The sequence below is a fragment of the Streptomyces sp. Alt3 genome (genome assembly GCF_030719215.1).
GTDB classification, from domain to species: Bacteria; Actinomycetota; Actinomycetes; order Streptomycetales; family Streptomycetaceae; genus Streptomyces; species Streptomyces glycanivorans.
This window is the reverse complement of record NZ_CP120983.1, coordinates 5,406,764-5,424,149: the sequence shown is the minus strand read 5'-3', so window position 1 is coordinate 5,424,149 and position 17,386 is coordinate 5,406,764. Positions and strand designations below refer to the sequence as shown.

The window sequence follows — 17,386 nt, the reverse complement described above, 5'->3', positions numbered from 1 at the left end:
GGACGAGCGATGACCAGGGCGAAGGGCCGGGCCACACGCGGCGGGCTGCGCGGCTGGGGCGGGGTGACGGGCATGGCGGTCGCCTGTGCCGTCACCGCCTCGCTCACCCTGCTGCCGCTGGCGCACGGCGACGGGACGTTCGGCGGGCAGAGCGCCGGCCACGGCGCCGCCCCGGCGGCGCCCGCCGAGGCGGAGGAGTGCAAGGACCCGGAGGCGAGCCTCCCGGCCGAGGACGCGGACGGGCCGAGCATCGAGAGGATCAGGAAGCGCGGGAAGCTGATAGCGGGCGTCGACCAGAACAGCTTCCAGTGGGGTTACCGCAACCCTGAGAGCCGCACGCTCGAAGGCTTCGACATCGATCTCGTGCACGCGATCGCCGAGGACATCCTCGGCGACCGCGACGCGGTGATCTTCCGTGCCATCCCCACCAACCAGCGCATCGCCGCGCTGGAGAACGACAAGGTCGACGTCGTCGTCCGCACGATGACGATCAACTGCAGGCGCATCGGCCAGGTGGCGTTCTCCACGGCCTACTTCCAGGCCGGCCAGCAGGTCCTGGCGCCCAAGGCGTCCACGATCGACGGCTACAACGAATCGCTGAAGGGCAAGCGGGTCTGCACGGCTGAGGGTTCGACGGCGTTCGACGCGCTGAACGAGAAGTCCTTCGGCGCGGTCTTCGAGGACGAGCACGACGGCACCGGGCAGGACGAGGACCGGCTGACCGTGCCCAACCAGCTGGACTGCCTGGTGCGGCTGCAGCTCGGCGAGGTCGACGCGGTGGTCACGGACAACGCGCTGGCGGCGGGCCAGGCGGCCCAGGACCCGGCCGTGGAGCTGAAGGGCGACAAGCCCTTCACCACGGAGTACTACGGCGTCGCCGCGAAGCTCGGTGCGGACGACCTGGTGGCCAGGGTCAACCATGTGCTGGAGGATTACCGCCGGGGCGGTGCCGACAGCCCCTGGATGACGTCGTACCGGGCGTGGCTGGCGACGGGGCTGCCCGGGATCACGGGCCCTCCGGCGCCCAAGTACCGGAGCAACTGACCCTGCACGGGCCCCCGGGCCCGGCGGAACGAGCGGAGAGGTGATCGATGGGCGTCGCGGGTTCCTTCCCCAGCTTCGCGGGGAGGCCCCCCGGCCCGGTCATGGGCCGGGACGAGGCGGACCGTACGCTGGCCCGGCTCGGTGCCGAGCACGAGGCCATCGAGACCTCGCTCCTCGCCCTGGAGGAACACGCCGGCCGCCGGCTCCTGGAGGGCGCCACCCTGTCCGGTGTCACCAAGGAGCGCTGGGGACCCACCAAGCGGTCGATCACACTGCTCTGGCAGTACTTCGACACCTACGCCGGGACGCTGGCCTCGGCCCGTGAGATCCGGGCCAGGCGCCGCTACCCCGGCAGGAGCGACCTGGTGGCCCTGACCGACCTGCTGCGCGGCGACGGTGTGACCGTGGCAAACCAGGGAGTGGCCGGCCCGGGTTCCTCGCTCACCGGTCCGGCCCGGCTCTCCGAGCGGTTCACGCTGGAGGAACTGGTCGCCCGGATGAACGAGCTGTACGCCCAGGCGCTGGACATGGTCCTCGCGTCGGACTCCGTGTGGTCGGCGCTGCCCGCCCGGATCGATCTGCTGGCCGCCGAGCTGCGCCGCACCGGCTCGCTGGCGCACTCCGTCGGGGTGCGGCCCGGGGAGCATCCGGCGGGCGACGACCTGGAGTCGATCGCGGAGGAACTGACCGCGCTGCGGGCGCAGGTGATCTCCGATCCGCTGGCGTTCTGGGTGCCGGGCCCCGGCAGTGCCGCGCCCGGCGGAGGGCGGCCCGACACCACGCGCTACGACCGCGCGGCCCGCGCCCTGGAGGAGGTGCGCCGTGAGATCGAGGCGGTGCTGGCGGTCCGGCAGGACGCCGAGCAGCGTCTGATCCAGGTGCGTGACCTGCTGTCGCGCGCGAACCGCACGCTCGCCGAGGCCCGGTTGGCGCGCGGCGAGGTGCTGGCGAAGATCGCCGCCTCCGAGGTGCCCGCGGTGAGCGGGCCCCCGACCGTGCTGCAGGAGCGACTCGCGACGGCGTCGGCGTACCGCAGGCACGCTCAGTGGAACCGGCTGTCACCGCTGCTGGAGTCGCTGGAGCGGGAGGCGGAGGACGAACTGCTGCGCGCCCGGGAGTCGCTGACGTCAGTCACCGAGCCGCTCGCGGTCCGGGCGGAGCTGCGGGGCAGGCTGGACGCGTACCGGGCGAAGGTGGTCCGGCACGGTCTGGCGGAGGACCCGCTCCTGATCGAGCGGTACGACGCGGCCCGGCGGATGCTGTGGAGCGCCCCGTGCGATCTGCGGGTCGCCGGGCAGGCGGTACTGCGCTACCAGCGGGCCGCCACGGATCAGCTGACACAACGCCGTCCGGGCGGGCACGACGGACAGGGGGAGACATCATGAGTACGGAGTGCCAGCGCCCCACCTGTGAGGGCAGCTACGAGGACATGGGCGGCGGGGAGCTGTACTGCGACACCTGCGGCCTCGCTCCGGTCGTGTCGCCGACGGGCATGGTGAGTTCGCCGCCCACCGGCATCGCGGCCGGCGGCCGGACCGGCGACAGCGCCTCGCAGCGGACGGGTTCGCGGGCGTCCGCGCGTTCCTCGTCCCGCTCGTCGACCTCTCGGCGCTCGGTGTCCGGGAGGCTCTCGCGCTCGTTGTCGGGAAGCCCCACGTCCCGCTCGGTCTCGGTGCGCTCCTCGGGCACCTCGACGGGCTCCGCCTCGGGGCGCGGCCGGCTGGGCGCCGGCCTGGTGCTCGTCCCCGACGTGCCGCGGCCCGACCCGCACACCGCGGTGATGGAGGACCCGGAGGTCCCCGAGCGGAAGCGGTTCTGCTCGCGCTCCGACTGCGGCGCGGCGGTGGGCCGGGCCCGCGGCGAACGGCCGGGCCGTACCGAGGGGTTCTGCACCAAGTGCGGCCACCCCTACTCCTTCGTGCCCAAGCTGCGCGGCGGTGACATCGTGCACGGGCAGTACGAGGTGGCGGGCTGCCTGGCGCACGGCGGGCTCGGCTGGGTCTATCTGGCCGTGGACAGGGCGGTCTCCGACCGCTGGGTCGTCCTCAAGGGCCTGCTGGACACCGGGGACCAGGACGCGATGGCCGCGGCCATCTCCGAGCGGCGCTTCCTCGCGGAGATCGAGCACTCCAACATCGTCCGCATCTACAACTTCGTGGAACACCTCGACCAGCGCACGGGTTCGCTCGACGGCTACATAGTGATGGAGTACGTCGGCGGGAAGTCGCTCAAGGAGATCGCCAACGAGCTCCGCACACCGGCCGGGAAGCGGGACCCGCTGCCGGTGGAGCAGGCCTGCGCGTACGGGATCGAGGCGCTGGAGGCGCTCGGCCATCTGCACAGCCGCAACCTGCTGTACTGCGACTTCAAGGTCGACAACGCGATCCAGACCGAGGACCAGCTCAAGCTCATCGACATGGGCGCGGTGCGCAGGATGGACGACGACGAGTCGGCCATCTACGGCACCGTCGGCTACCAGGCACCCGAGGTGGCCGAGGCCGGACCGTCGGTGGCCTCGGACCTCTACACGGTCGCGCGGACGCTCGCGGTGCTGACCTTCGACTTCCAGGGGTACACGAACGTCTTCGTGGACTCCCTGCCCGATCCGGACAACATCGAGGTGTTCCGGAGGTACGAGTCGTTCTACCGGCTGCTCGTGCGCGCCACCGACCCCGACCCGGCCCGCCGGTTCTCCTCGGCCGCGGAGATGGCGGAGCAGCTGACGGGTGTGCTGCGGGAGGTGATCGCGCTGCAGACGGGACGTCCGCGCCCGGCGCTCTCGACCCTGTTCGGGGTGGAGATGCGCGTGACGGACACGGAGTTGTTCGCGGAGCTGACCGAGGAGGTGTCGCGGCTCGGCGTCCGGAGGGATCCGTCCGGCGGCGGAGGGCGCTTCGGCCGGCGCCGGGCGTCATCCGTTCCGGCGGCCGCCCTCCCCTCCCCTGCCCTGACCGCGACGCCCGCTCCCCCCGCCGCGGCCCCGCAGGCGGGGGGTGCCGCGCCCCTGTACGCGCCCGACACCCATGTCAGGGGAAGTGCCGGAAGCGGGACCCCGGGCGGCGCGGTGGCCCACGTCCAGCGGGCGTCCGTCCCCGCGCCCCGCCCCGCGGTCCCGGCCCCGGGTGCGCTGCCGTCCGTGATCCCCGGCGCGGGTCCCCGGCTCGCCGCGTTCGACGCGCGGGCGACGTCCCTGGCCCTGCCGGTCCCCCGGGTCGACCCGAACGACCCCAACGCCGGATTCCTCGCGGGGGTGATGGCCTCGGCACCCGCGGAGCTGATCTCCGCACTGCACTCCGTGCCCGCCGCCTCGCTGGAGACCCGGCTGCGGGAGCTGCGCGCCCGCCTGGAGATGCGCGAACTCGACTCCGCCGTGCGGGCGCTGACAGCGGTGGAGGCGCAGCACCCGGACGACTGGCGGGTCGTCTGGTACCGCGGTGTCACCTCGCTGGTGACCGGTGACAACGAGAACGCCGCGCTGTCCTTCGACGCGGTCTACGACGCCTTCCCCGGCGAGCCGGCGCCGAAGCTCGCGCTGGGGGTGTGCGCGGAGGTACTGGGGCAGCTGGACAACGCGGCGGAGTACTACCGCCTGGTGTGGGCGACGGATCCGAGCTTCGTCAGCTCGGCGTTCGGCCTGGCCCGGGTGCAGATCGCCGCCGGGGACCGGGCGGCGGCGGTGCGCACCCTCGAATCGGTGCCGGAGTCGTCGATCCACTACACGGCGGCCCGGGTGGCCGCGGTGCGGGCGAGACTCCGCGGGCGTGCCCCGCAGGAGCCGCTGATCCACGACCTGTCCGCCGCAGCGGACCAGGTGACCGCGCTGAAGGGATACGGCCTGGACGCGGTGAGACGCGAACGGTTGTCGACCGAGGTACTGGGTACGGCACTTGACTGGGTACTCTCCGGTAGTCCCACGGCTCAGCCGGCGGCTCCGTCCTCCCCCGCAGCCGCGGGGCCGGGGACGGTCCTGGGCAGCGAGCTGGACGAGCGGGGCCTCAGGTCAGGTCTGGAACGCTCGTACCGGATGCTCGCCCGGCTCGCGCAGCGGGGCGACGAGAGGATCGAACTGGTGGAGCGGGCCAACCGCCTCCGCCCCCGGACCTGGGTGTGAAGATGTCACAGAGCCACCAGCAGGCCTCCTTGCCGGGGTGCCCCAGCTGCGAGGAACCGCTGGAGTCGGGCGACCGCTTCTGCGGTGCGTGCGGGTACGACCTCTCGGCCGTGCCCGCGCCTCCCGGTGACCGTCCGACGGTCGCCATCACCGTGCCGGCGCAGGGCGTCGGCTCGCCGGTCGCCGCCGGGCAGGTGGAGTGGCCGCGTGCCTCCGAGACGGACAGCTCCGATCTGCCCGCGCCGACGCACCGCCCGGCCGATCTGCCGGGCGTGGACTCGGGCGGCAGGCCGCTGCCCCTCGCGGACGGGGCGGCTGTCCGCTTCGACGGACCGGACGCCCGGGCGACCCCCGCCCCCGGTGACGCCCAGGCGGCCCCCGGCCCTGGTGGGCCGGACGATCCCTCGGGCGACTTCGAACTGGCCGCGCCCGACCCCCGCACCGTGGAACACGCCACGGCCGACGGCTCGGTGGCCGGTGCGAAGGTCTGCGTGGCCTGCCGCTCGGGCCATGTGGACACCGACGGCTACTGCGAGAACTGCGGCCACGCCCAGCCCCGTGAGCGCGACCACATGGAGCAGGAGCTCGATTCGGTCGCGGCGGTCAGCGACCGCGGTCTGCGCCACCACCGCAACGAGGACGCGTTCGCGGTGTCCTCCACCGCCCTGCCGGACGGCTCCCCCGCCGTCGTCGCCATCGTGTGCGACGGCGTCTCGTCGGCGAGCCGCCCGGACGAGGCGTCGGCCGCGGCGGCGAGCACGGCCAACGAGTCGCTGCTGGAGTCGCTGCCCCGCGGGACGCATCCGCAGCAGGCCATGCACGACGCGATCGTGGCGGCGTCCGAGGCCGTCAACTCCCTCGCGCAGGACCCCGGTCAGGCTCTGGAGCACGATCAGCACCGTCATCAGAACGCCCCGGCGTGCACCCTGGTCGGCGCGGTCATGGCGGGCGGTCTGCTGATCATCGGCTGGGTCGGCGACAGCCGCGTCTACTGGGTCCCGGAGGACCGCGCCCACCCGCCGGCCCGCCTCACGGAGGACGACTCCTGGGCGGCACAGATGGTGGCGGCCGGCCTGATGAACGAGGCGGAGGCGTACGCCGACGAGCGCGCCCACGCCATCACGGGGTGGCTCGGCGCCGACGCGTACGAGCTGGAGCCGCACACGGCGTCGTTCAAGCCGGACCGGTCCGGTCTGGTGGTGGTGTGCACCGACGGCCTGTGGAACTACGCGGAGGGCGCGGCGGAGATGGCCGCGGCCGTGCCGGCCGACGCGTTCGAACGGCCGCTGCACGGTGCCCAGGTGCTGGTCGGTCACGCGCTGGACGGCGGGGGCCACGACAACGTAACAGTGGCGCTGCTGCCGTTCGCCGTGGCGGCGCCAGGGGCAGGATCCGCCTGAACCGCGGCCGGTCCGCCGGCGTACGGCCGGCGCTCCGCCCTGTCCCGACGCCCTGTCCCGACGTCCTGTCCCGTCTCCCAGCCCCGACGCCCTGTGCGACGCCTCGTCCCGACGCCCCTCGTGCGCGCGCTTCCCGTCCCGAGTCCGGCTTTCGTGTCCCGCACCTCCGCGTCACACGTCCTGGAAATCCGTCCTGGAAATCCGTCCTGGAATTCAGTCCGCACCACTGTCCTCGTCCGACACAGGTGGAGCCTCAAGGAGCCGATCAGATGGCCAACTTCTCCAAGTCCAACGTGCCGCAGTTCTCCGTCGAGGTGTACCAGAACGAATACCTGCCCGAGGGCGGCCGTGACGTCAATGCGATCGTCACCGTCACCTCCACGGGCGGAGGTACGACAGGCGGCGTGCCACTGACCGACGGGGTGCGGTCGTCCGCTCGCGTCCCGGGGCAGGCCCCGGCCGCCGCCGTGGTGCTCATGGTCGACTGCTCGGGCTCGATGGACTATCCGCCGACCAAGATGCGTAACGCGCGTGACGCGACGGCTGCGGCCATCGACACCCTGCGTGACGGCACCCGGTTCGCGGTCGTCGCGGGGACGCACACGGCCAAGGACGTGTATCCGGGCAACGGGCAGCTGGCGACGGCCGGTCCGGAGACCAAGGCCCAGGCGAAGGAGGCCCTTCGGCGGCTCAGCGCCGGCGGGGGCACCGCGATCGGGACCTGGCTGCGGCTTGCCGACCGTCTCCTGGGGGCCGCGGAGGTGGACATCCGGCACGGCATCCTCCTCACGGACGGGCGCAACGAGCACGAGTCCCCGGAGGATCTGCGGGCCGCGCTGGACTCCTGTGCGGGCCGGTTCACCTGTGACGCGAGAGGCGTGGGCACGGACTGGGAGGTGAAAGAGGTCACAGCGATCGCCTCCGCCCTGCTCGGCACGGCGGACATCGTGGCCGATCCGGCCGGGCTCGCCGCGGACTTCACCGAGATGATGGGGAACGCGATGGGCAAGGAGGTCGCGGACGTCGCACTGCGGATCTGGACGCCCGTCGGCGTCGAGATCGTGTTCGTCAAGCAGGTGGCGCCCACGGTCGCCGACCTGACCGGCCGCCGCACCGGGGCGGGGCCGCGCGCCGGTGACTATCCGACCGGCTCCTGGGGCGACGAGTCCCGGGACTACCACGTGTGCGTCAGGGTTCCCGAGGCCGGCATCGGCCAGGAGATGCTGGCGGCCCGGGTCTCGCTGATCCTGCCGCCCGCCTCTGCGGGCGGTGTCCCGCAGACACTTTCGCAGGGGCTCGTACGGGCGGTGTGGACGGACGACATGGCCGCGTCCACCTCGATCAACCCCCAGGTCGCGCACTACACAGGACAGGCGGAACTGGCGCAAGTCATCCAGCAGGGACTCGATGCGCGTAAATCGGGCGACTTCGACGGCGCCACGGCGAAACTGGGCCGTGCGGTGCAGCTCGCTTCGGCCTCCGGAAACGCGGATACTGCGAAACTGCTTTCGAAGGTGGTCGACGTCGTCGACGCGGCGACCGGTACTGTGCGACTGAAAGCGAGGGTCGCGGATGCGGACGAGATGACACTCGAAACGCGCTCGACCAAGACGGTTCGCGTCAAGAAGTAGCGGTACGAACCACACGAAACAGCCGTACGAAGAGCCACCCCGGCCCACCGGACGGCGCACCGACAAGCATGGCGGCCTCCGGGCCGGACGAGGAGAGGGGGAAGCGCCGACATGCCGACCTGCCCGAACGGACACCAGTCGGGTTCCGAGGACTGGTGCGAGGTCTGCGGACATCGCATGGCCGGGACGGGCGCGCCCGCGGGCTCGGTCCCGCCGCCGCCTCCCCCGCCGCCCGCGCGCGGTTACGGCTACCCGCCGCAGGGCGGGGAGCCGACCGCGCAGGCCGAACTCTGCCCGCAGTGCCGGACCCCGCGTGAGGCGATGGCTCCGTACTGCGAGGAGTGCCGCTGGAACTTCCTCACGAACACGGCGACGTCGTACACCCCGCTGGCTCCGCAGGGCGGGGCAGGCGCCCCGCCCGGACTGAACCTTCCGCCCGGCTTCCAGGCGCAGCAGGGACCGCCGCAGCAGCAGCGGGACCCGTTCGAGTACCAGGGCTCCCGGCCTTCCCAGGTGAACCGGCCGGCCGAGCCGCTCTCGCCCGAGCAGGACGGCCGCCCGGGTCCGCCGCCGCCTCCGCCGTCCTTCCAGCAGGGGCCGCCGCCCCCGCCGGCGTTCCAGCAGCAGTCGCCGTCCCCGTTCGAGCCGCAGGGCCGGCCGGGGCAGCCGGGTCCAGGGCAGCCTGGCCAGCAGCTTCCGGGTCAGCAGGGTCCGGGCCAGCAGGGTCCGCCGCTTCCGGGTCAGCAGGGTCCCGGTCCGCAGGGCCAGGGCCAGGGTCAGAGCCCGCAGGGTCCCGGCCGGTCCGGCCCGCCGTCGCCGTTCGAGCCCCAGCGGCAGGGGCCGCCGCCCCCGTCGTTCCAGCAGCAGTCCGCGCCGCCCGCGCCACAGCGGCCGCAGGCGCCGGGGACGGGTGGGGGCGACGACTGGATGCTGCCGCCGCCTTCGCAGCAGCAGTCGCCGCCGGCCGCCTTCCAGCAGGGCACGCAGGCTCCGCAGGGTCCGCAGTCGCCGCAGGCACCCCAGCCGCCGCAGCAGCAGTTCCCCGGCCAGGGCCCCGCCCAGGGCGGACGGGACCAGGGCCCGGGCAGCTGGACCGCCGTGATCGCGCCGGACCGTGACTACTTCCTGGCCATGATGCAGCGCAGCGGCCCCGAGGCGACGGGGCTCAACCTGCCCGCGTACTCACCGGAGCAGCGCCTCGCGCTCACCGGCAACCAGATCACCGTCGGCCGTCGCCGGCACAGCACCGGTGAGTCCCCCGACATCGACCTCGCAGTACCGCCGGAGGACCCGGGCGTCTCGCACCAGCACGCCGTGCTGGTGCAGCAGCCGGACGGCGGCTGGGCCGTCGTCGACCAGAACTCCACCAACGGCACCACGCTCAACGGCGCCGAGGACCCGATCCAGCCGTACGTCCCCGTCCCGCTCCAGGACGGCGACCAGGTGCACGTCGGGGCCTGGACGACGATCACGGTCCGCCGCGACTGACCTCCGGGCCGCGCGGCGCACGTCTGTACGGACCGGGGTCCTAGGACCCCGGTCCTCGGCCGGTGCGTCTGCGACGATGGACGGGTGACTGAGATTCCGCGCGACACGCTTCAGGAGCAGACCTTCTACGAGCAGGTCGGCGGCGAGCAGACGTTCCGGCGCCTGGTGCACCGCTTCTACCAGGGCGTCGCCGACGACCCGCTGCTGCGGCCGATGTATCCCGAAGCCGATCTGGGCCCGGCCGAGGAGCGCTTCGCGCTGTTCCTGATGCAGTACTGGGGCGGTCCGCGCACCTACAGCGACCGGCGGGGGCACCCTCGGCTGCGGATGCGGCACGCCCCGTTCCAGGTGGACAGGGCGGCGCACGACGCCTGGCTCGGTCACATGCGGGTGGCGCTCGACGAGCTCGGTCTCTCCCCCGAGCACGAGCGGCAGTTGTGGGACTACCTCACCTACGCCGCGGCCTCCATGGTCAACACCGCGGACTGAACCTGTGTGCGGAATCCGGTACTCCACAGCCGCATAACGGTCACGATCCCATCAAGGTGCGCCCACAGGCGGTTTCCAGCGACCGGTGCACTCTGAAAGCATCCGTTACACGCCGGGGGGCGTGCGGGGCGTACGGCTACTGAGGTTCGGGGGATACAGGTGATGGGGTTCGTCCTTCTGCGGGTGCGTGCGCACCGGCTCCTGCTCACCGCCGCCCTTCTGGCCGTCGTGCTGACCACGTGCGTGCTGGCCGCGCTCACCGCGTTCTCCGGTTCGATGGGCGACGCCGCCCTGCGGCACACGCTCACCCACCGCTCCGCCGAACAGGCCGCCCTCTTCGTCTCCGCCGACGTGGACCGCGAGGAGCGCGCGGAGGCCGACTCGGCGGTGCGCCGTGCGGCCCGCGACACGTTCGACGGACTGCCGGTGACCGTGCGGAAGCTGGAGAGTTCGGGGCCCTACGCCCTGCCCCGTGAACTCCAGGCACCCGCCGCGCGGCGCGGCCAGCCCGACCTCACGCATCTCGCCTCGCTCGACCGCAGCCGGGTCCGTCTGGTCGCGGGAAGCATGCCGGACGCCGGGGCCGGGGGCGCGCAGGATCCGGTGCAGGTGGCGCTGCCGCGTACCGCCGCCGAGGCACTGAAGCTGGAGCCGGGTTCCCGCGTCACCCTCACGGACCGGCTGCGCGAGACTCCGCTCCCGGTCGAGATCACCGGTCTCTACGAGGCGTCCGACCTGGACGATCCGTACTGGCGGCTGGACCCGCTCGGCGGGCGCGGTGCCCGCAAGGTCGTCTTCACCACGTACGGCCCGCTGCTGGCCGATCCGGCCGTCCTCGGTTCGGGCCGGGTGGCCGAAGGCGCGGTGTCCTGGCTGGCCTCCGCCGACTTCCGTACGGTGACGACGGGCCGGACCGAGGCGCTGCACCGGGCGTCGACGGAGGGGCCGAAGAAGCTGTCCGCCTCGGCGGTGTTCGGGGACGGGGCCACCGTACGGACCTCGCTGCCGACCGTCGTCGACCAGATCGAGCGGGCGCTGCTGGTGTCGCGTTCGACGATCATGATCGTCGCCGTGCAGCTGGTCCTGCTCGCCGGGTACGCCCTGCTGCTGGTGGCCCGGCTGCTGAGCAGCGAACGCGGCGGTGAGACCGAACTCCTGCGGGCCCGGGGCGGGTCCAGGGGCCGGATCGCCGCACTGGCCGCGGTCGAGGCCCTGCTGCTCGCGGTGCCCGCCGCGGTCGTCGCGCCGCTGCTCGCCGGTCCGCTGACCCGGCTGCTGGCGGACCGGAGCGCGCTCGGCCGGATCGGGCTGCGGCTCGACGGCGGGGTGGACGGCACGGTCTGGCTGGTGGCCGGCGGCGTCGCGCTGGCCTGTGCGCTCGCCGTCGTCGCCCCCGCTCTGGCGGCGGGCGCGGGAGGACGCCGCGGGGCCCGGGCGGCCGCGCTGCCCACCCCGGTGAGGGCGGGCGCCGACGTCGGGCTGCTGCTGATCGCCGGTGTGGCGTACTGGCAACTGGACCGTCGGACCGGGGCGTCCGGCAGCGGTGTGCTCAGCGGCGACCGCGAGGGCGAGCTGGGCATCGATCCGCTCCTCGTCGCCGCTCCGGCACTGGCGCTGCTCGCGGGCACCGTGCTGACCCTGCGTCTGCTCCCGCCTGCCGCCCGGCTCGCCGAGCGTCGGGCGGCGGGCGGCCGTGGGCTGTCCGGGGCGCTGGCGGGCTGGCAGTTCAGCCGCCGGCCGCTGCGCGGCGCGGGCCCGGTGCTGCTGCTGGTGCTGTCGGTCGCGATGGGCATGCTGGCCATCGGCCAGAGCGCGTCCTGGGACCGTTCGCAGGGCGACCAGGCGGACTTCAGGTCGGGTGCGTCGGTGCGCATGGTGGGCACGCTGTCCGGCGATCCGGCGAAGGCGGCGGCGTACTCGGATCTGCCGGGTGTACGGGAGGCGGCACCGGCGTTCCGCACGACGGCGGACCTGTCCGGCGGCCGGACGGCCGAGGTGCTCGCCCTGGACACCGCGCACGCGGACGAGCGGATGCTGATGCGCGCGGACCTCTCCGGCACACCGCCGCAGGGGCTGTTCGACGCGATCGCCCCGCGGAGCACGGCGCGGACCGGGGTCGTCCTGCCCGAGGGCAGCGAGCGGGTGCTGTTCGACGTGCGGATCCGTGACACCTCGGCACCCGGCGGGAAGTCCCCGTCAGGTTCGTCGGGCCTGGTCAGTGTGCTGTTGGAGGACCGTTACGGCCTCGGGTACCGGGTCGGTGCGGGCAGCGTCCCTCTCGACGGCCGTACGCACGGCCTGTCCTTCCCCGTGTCGGCGTCGGGTGAACTGGCGGTGACGGGCTTCGAGCTGGACAGCGACGTGCCAGAGGGCCGCGCCGAGACGCGCGTGGTCTCCCTGACCGGGCTCAGGGGCGTGACCGCGGGCGGGGACGAGCGGCCGGCCACCGGCTCGGACGGGGTGCGCTGGCAGGCGAAGGCGACCATGGCGGCGGCCGGGGAGGAGCAGGCCGCGGAGCCGCCGGGGGCGGTGACGGGCTCGGGTGCCTCGCCGGCCTTCCGGTACGGAACCGGTTACACCCCCGCGGAGGGCGGCTACTACGGCGACCCGGTCAGCACCCTCCGCGTCACCGCGGTCCGCCCCGCGGCGCCCGTACTCAAGGCGGTGGCCACCGACGCGTATCTGACGTACGCGGGCGCGAGGCCGGGCCAGGAGGTCGACCTCACGCTGGCGGGCAACACGGTCCGGGTCACTCTGGTCAAGTCCGTGCGGGAGCTGCCGACCACCGGACCGGGGGCGGTCTCCGGGGCGCCCGGGGGCACCTCGGTGGACGCGTCCGCGAAGCCGGGCGGCAGTCTGCTGCTGGACCTCAGGGCGGTGTCGGAGGTGCTCGCCCACCGGGAGGGGGCCGCCCTCGCGCCCACCGAGTGGTGGCTGAGCACCGCACCCGGCGACGGTGCGGAGGTGGCGGCGGAACTGCGGGCGCTGCCCGGTACGGATCCCGCGCAGGTGCGGGTGCGGGACGAGGTGGCGCGGGAACTGGCGGACGACCCGCTGGGGGCCGGGCCGCAGGCGGCGCTGATGGCAGTCGCCGTGGTGGCCGCGGCACTCGCGGCGGTCGGCTTCGCCGTCGGGCTCGTGGGTTCGCAGCGCGAACGGGCCGCCGAGTTCGCGGTGTTGCGGGCGCTGGGTACCCCACGCCGGCGGCTGGCCCGGATGGCGGCCGCCGAACAGGGCGTGCTGATCACCCTGGCCCTGCTGATCGGCCTCGCCCTCGGGGCGGTGCTCACCAGGGCCGTCGTACCGCTCGTCGTGCTGACCGGGCAGGCCGCCCGGCCCGTACCGGACGTACTGGTGATGCTGCCGGCAGGCCAGGTCGCGGTCCTGCTCGCCTCGGTCGCCGCCCTGCCGCTGCTGATCGTCGCGGCGCTCACACTGCGCCGCGCCGATCCCACGGTGTCGCTGCGCCACCAGGGGGACAACTGACATGAACGCCGCCAAGATCCAGGCTGCCTGCGCCCCTTGGGTGCGTACGCGGCTGCGCACCGCCCCAGGTGTCTCCGCCGCCCTGGCCGTCCTGGTGTTCCTGACCGCCTTCCTCGCCGCCGCCTACCCGCGCTCCGTGGACGCGTACGAGACGAAGGCGCTGCGCCACGACATCACGGCCGCCTCCCCGGGACAGAGCGTGCTCGAGGTGACGACACTGCCGCCCCCGCTCGGCCTGGCTCCTTCCGTGCGTGAGGCCGCGATGCGGGAGAAGGTGCTGGCCTGGGCCCAGGGTGAGCTGATCGGGGCGCTGCCCGCCCCGGTGCGCGCGGACGTGCCCGCGTCCTCGTACGGGGTGCACACCACGAAGCCCCTCGTCGCGGACGAGCCGTGGCTGCCCCGCCCCGACGCGGTGCCGCCCCGGCTCACCTATGCCGCGCCCTCGGCGCTGCCGGAGCACAGCACCCTGCGGTCGGGGCGCTGGCCCGTCGCCCGGGACGCGGTGACGCTGGACACCCGCGAGGTGGAGGCGGCCGTCACCGAGGAGACGGCGGGCGAGCTGAAGATCGAGCCGGGCTCCACCGTCGCGGTGCCCACCACGACCGGTACGCCGCTGACCGTGCGCGTCACCGGCATCGTCACCCCGTCGCAGCCGAAGAGCGGCTACTGGGCGGTCGACCCGCTGTTGCGGGCCCCGTCCCTGGTCAGGGACCCCGGGTCCCCGACGCCGGTCTTCTACTGGCGGGCCACGCTGCTTCTGGCCCAGGACACCGGCCCGGCCCTGCTCGCCACGACCGGTGAGCCGGAGATGTACTGGCGGCTCGCCCCCGACGCCACGGGGCTGACCGCGGCCGACGTGCCCGCGCTGGAGAGCGGCATCGCGGCCGTCGAGAACGGCCCGGGGCTGCTGGAGCTGCGCGACATCGCCGGGCCGAACACCACGCTCACCACCGACCTCGACGCGATCCTCGGCGCCTACTCCTCGATGCGGGCCGCCATCGGGCCCGTCGTCACCGTCGCCGCCGTGGGCATCGGGGCGGTGGCCGCCGTCGTCCTGCTGATGACGGGCGGTCTGATCGGCACCCGCCGCCACCACGAGATCGCCCTGATGCGGTCCCGTGGCGGGTCCCTGCGGGGCATCGGCGGGCGGCTGCTGGCCGAGACGGCGGTGTCCGTCGTTCCGGCGGCGGCGCTGGGGCTGGCGGCGGCCGTCCTCCTCGTCCGGGAGGCGCGGTTCCTGCCGGCGCTGGTCGGCGCCGCGGCGGTCGCAACCCTCGTCTGCGTGGTGCTGCCGCTGCGCACGGCCCTGCACCACCGCAGGCCGATGCTGCACGGTGCCCGCGAGGACGTGACGCACGCCAGACCCTCCCGGCGCCGCACGGTGGTCGAGCTGACCGTCCTCGTCCTGGCGGTCGGCGCCGTCGCGGCACTGCGCCGCCGCGGCACGTCGACTGGCTCGGGCGCCGATCTGCTGGTCAGTTCCGCACCCGTCCTGGTGGGGCTGATCGCCGCCCTCGTCCTCGTGCGGCTGTACCCGCTGCCGCTGCGGCTGGCGGCGCGCCCCGTGGCCCGGACGCGCGGAGCGGTCGGATTCCTGTCGCTGGCCCGCGCGGGCCGCGCCTCGTCGAGCGGCACCCTGCCCCTGCTGGCCCTGCTGATCGCCCTGACCACGGCTGCGTTCGGCGGCTCGGTGCTCGCGGGGGTCGCGGACGCCCGGGACGAGGCGGCGCTGCGGGCGGTCGGCGCGGACGCCAGGATCAGCGGGGAGGGAGCGCTGTCCCCGGTCTCCGACGGCTTCCTCCGGCAGGTGCGGGAGACCGCAGGGGTGGAGGACGTCGCACCCGTACGCATCGAGTACGGGACCCCGCTGGCACCCTCCGCGGACGTCCGGTCGGACACGAAGCGCGCCACACTGGTGGGCGTGGAGCCGGAGTCGTACGCGCGCCTGGCCATCGGTACCGGGCTGCCGGCCTTCCCCGTCGCCTCCCTGACGAGCGGGCCGGGGCAGGACGGGGTGCTTCCCGCGGTGGTCTCGCCCGCGCTGGCGGAGCGGTTCGGCGACCGGCCGCACACCGTCCGGTCGGAGGCGGGGGACGTCACGGTGCGGGTCGCCGGGGTGCTCCCGCGCACCTCCGCGGTGACCGGCTCGGAGTTCATGGTCGTCGACGCGGGGAAGCTCGCGAAGCCGGGCACCACGACGTTGCTGGTCACCGGCTCCTCGCTCGACAGGCGGCAGTTGCGGGCCGCCGCGCGGGAGGCCGGACCGGAGTTCGGCGTGCGACTGCGGTCGGTGGAGCGCGCCAGGTTCACGGACACCCCGATGCAGTCGGGCGGGGAACGGATCTACGGGGCGGCGGTCGTGGCGGGCGCGGGCTACGCGCTGCTCGCCGTGCTCCTCTCCCTGCTGCAGTCCGCGCCGGAGCGCACCACGCTCCTGGCCCGGCTGCGCACCATGGGGCTCACCACCCGGCAGGGGCGGCGCCTCCTCGCGTCCGAGGCGATGCCCCAGGCGCTGCTGGCGGCGTTCGGTGGGCTCCTCGTCGGCTGGGCGACCATCGTCCTGCTGGCGCCGGGGATCGATCTGGGGGCGCTGGCACTGGCCGGCGGCGACCCCTCGGCGCAGCACACCGCTTCGCTGAGGGCCGACCTGCCGTCGCTCGTTCTTCCGGCGGTCGGCGTGGTCGTCCTCGCCGCCGCCGTCGCCGGCGTCCAGGCGTGGTGGGCGAGCCGCCGTGGCTCGGTCAAGGAACTCAGGGCAGGAGACACCCGGTGACATCGTCGACAGAGACCACGCTGGCGGAACTCGAGAAACGGGCCACCGCGCGCCGCGACCGGCCTTCGTACGGGCACGACGCCCTGATCGCCTGCGACCGGCTGGTACGCGTCTTCTCCACCGACGGTGTGGAGGTGCAGGCGCTCCAGGGGCTCGACCTCCTGGTCACCGAGGGCGAGTTGATGGCCCTGGTGGGCGCCTCGGGCAGCGGGAAGTCGACGCTGATGAACATCCTGGCGGGTCTGGACGTGCCCACGGCCGGGTCGGCGAAGGTGGCGGGCTGCGACCTGCTGGCCATGGGGCAGAAGGAGCGGCTGCGCTACCGCCGGGACGTCGTCGGTTTCGTCTGGCAGCAGACCTCCCGCAACCTCCTGTCTTATCTGACCGCCGCCCAGAACATCACGCTCCCCATGCAGCTGCGCGGCGGCGGCCGCAACCGCGAACGGGCAGCGCGGGCCGAGTCGTTGCTCACGATGCTGGACGTCGCGGACTGCCGGGACCGCCGGCCCGCCCAGATGTCCGGCGGGCAGCAGCAGCGGGTGGCGATCGCGGTGGCCCTCGCCAACAACCCTTCGGTGCTGCTCGCCGACGAACCGACCGGTGAGCTGGACTCCGCGACCGGCGAGCAGGTGTTCGCCGCGTTCCGCCGGGCCAACGAGGAGCTCGGCACGACGATCGTGATCGTCACCCACGACCAGGCGGTGGCGAGCGAGGTACGCCGCACGGTCGCGATCCGCGACGGCCGTACGTCCTCCGAGGTCCTGCGGCGCACCGAGGTGGACGCGGCGACGGGGCAGGAGTCCCAGGTGGCGCGGGAGTACGCGATGCTCGACCGGGCGGGCAGGCTCCAGCTGCCCGCCGACTACACCGCGGCGCTGGGGATGGAGCACCGGGTGATGCTGGAGCTGGAGCAGGACCACATCGGGGTGTGGCCGGACGCACCGGACGCGCCGAAGGAGTAGAG

Annotated in this window: 11 protein-coding genes; 10 read left to right on the top strand and 1 reads right to left on the bottom strand. The window is 74.0% G+C overall.

From position 1 onward, the window contains the following. The first annotated feature begins 9 nt into the window (after positions 1-9). Together P8A20_RS23840 and P8A20_RS23835 are read left to right on the top strand one after the other, a co-directional pair. Positions 10-1,044, top strand: coding sequence for a glutamate ABC transporter substrate-binding protein (locus tag P8A20_RS23840; RefSeq protein ID WP_147963458.1), 1,035 nt, complete (start codon positions 10-12; stop codon positions 1,042-1,044). 47 nt (positions 1,045-1,091) lie between these two features. After that, a complete protein-coding gene (locus P8A20_RS23835; RefSeq protein WP_147963459.1) occupies positions 1,092-2,429 on the top strand; it encodes a coiled-coil domain-containing protein in 1,338 nt (445 codons plus the stop codon). Between the two features lie 34 nt (positions 2,430-2,463). Here the strand turns inward: P8A20_RS23835 and P8A20_RS38935 are convergent, their stop codons facing one another. After that, positions 2,464-2,733 carry a hypothetical protein gene (locus P8A20_RS38935; protein ID WP_445978185.1) on the bottom strand — a complete coding sequence of 90 codons (270 nt, stop codon included), beginning with the start codon at positions 2,731-2,733 and terminating at the stop codon, positions 2,464-2,466. Here P8A20_RS38935 and P8A20_RS23830 point away from each other — a divergent pair. From P8A20_RS23830 to P8A20_RS23795, 8 genes are all read left to right on the top strand, one after another. Next, entirely contained in the window at positions 2,717-5,155 is a 2,439-nt protein-coding gene (locus tag P8A20_RS23830) for a serine/threonine-protein kinase (protein WP_445978184.1), read from the top strand. The genes P8A20_RS38935 and P8A20_RS23830 overlap by 17 nt on opposite strands. 2 nt (positions 5,156-5,157) lie before the next feature. Next, positions 5,158-6,555, top strand: coding sequence for a PP2C family protein-serine/threonine phosphatase (locus P8A20_RS23825; protein ID WP_147963460.1), 1,398 nt, complete (start codon positions 5,158-5,160; stop codon positions 6,553-6,555). A gap of 269 nt (positions 6,556-6,824) precedes the next feature. Beyond that, positions 6,825-8,186, top strand: a complete 1,362-nt coding sequence (locus P8A20_RS23820; protein WP_147963461.1) for a vWA domain-containing protein — start codon at positions 6,825-6,827, stop codon at positions 8,184-8,186. A 111-nt stretch (positions 8,187-8,297) separates the two neighbouring features. After that, on the top strand, positions 8,298-9,674 hold the full coding sequence (locus P8A20_RS23815) for an FHA domain-containing protein (RefSeq protein ID WP_306104228.1): 1,377 nt from the start codon (positions 8,298-8,300) through the stop codon (positions 9,672-9,674). Positions 9,675-9,758: 84 nt separating this feature from the next. Next, the gene (locus P8A20_RS23810; protein WP_015577180.1) at positions 9,759-10,163 is read left to right on the top strand and encodes a globin; all 405 of its coding nucleotides are present in this window, start codon (positions 9,759-9,761) and stop codon (positions 10,161-10,163) included. Positions 10,164-10,322: 159 nt separating this feature from the next. Then, positions 10,323-13,649 (top strand): FtsX-like permease family protein, encoded by a 3,327-nt coding sequence (locus tag P8A20_RS23805; RefSeq protein ID WP_306104227.1) that lies wholly within the window; start codon positions 10,323-10,325, stop codon positions 13,647-13,649. A gap of 1 nt (position 13,650) precedes the next feature. Then, positions 13,651-16,422 (top strand): FtsX-like permease family protein, encoded by a 2,772-nt coding sequence (locus P8A20_RS23800; RefSeq protein WP_306104226.1) that lies wholly within the window; start codon positions 13,651-13,653, stop codon positions 16,420-16,422. Continuing rightward, positions 16,419-17,384 (top strand): ABC transporter ATP-binding protein, encoded by a 966-nt coding sequence (locus P8A20_RS23795; RefSeq protein WP_306104225.1) that lies wholly within the window; start codon positions 16,419-16,421, stop codon positions 17,382-17,384. The genes P8A20_RS23800 and P8A20_RS23795 overlap by 4 nt, the downstream gene beginning before the upstream one ends. Positions 17,385-17,386: the final 2 nt, after the last annotated feature.

Bases quoted from the DNA above. Each gene is read 5' to 3' on its own strand.
- P8A20_RS23840 (WP_147963458.1), top strand. From the start codon at position 10: ATGACCAGGGCGAAGGGCCGGGCCACACGCGGCGGGCTGCGCGGCTGG.
- P8A20_RS23835 (WP_147963459.1), top strand. From the start codon at position 1,092: ATGGGCGTCGCGGGTTCCTTCCCCAGCTTCGCGGGGAGGCCCCCCGGC.
- P8A20_RS23825 (WP_147963460.1), top strand. From the start codon at position 5,158: ATGTCACAGAGCCACCAGCAGGCCTCCTTGCCGGGGTGCCCCAGCTGC.
- P8A20_RS23820 (WP_147963461.1), top strand. From the start codon at position 6,825: ATGGCCAACTTCTCCAAGTCCAACGTGCCGCAGTTCTCCGTCGAGGTG.
- P8A20_RS23815 (WP_306104228.1), top strand. From the start codon at position 8,298: ATGCCGACCTGCCCGAACGGACACCAGTCGGGTTCCGAGGACTGGTGC.
- P8A20_RS23800 (WP_306104226.1), top strand. From the start codon at position 13,651: ATGAACGCCGCCAAGATCCAGGCTGCCTGCGCCCCTTGGGTGCGTACG.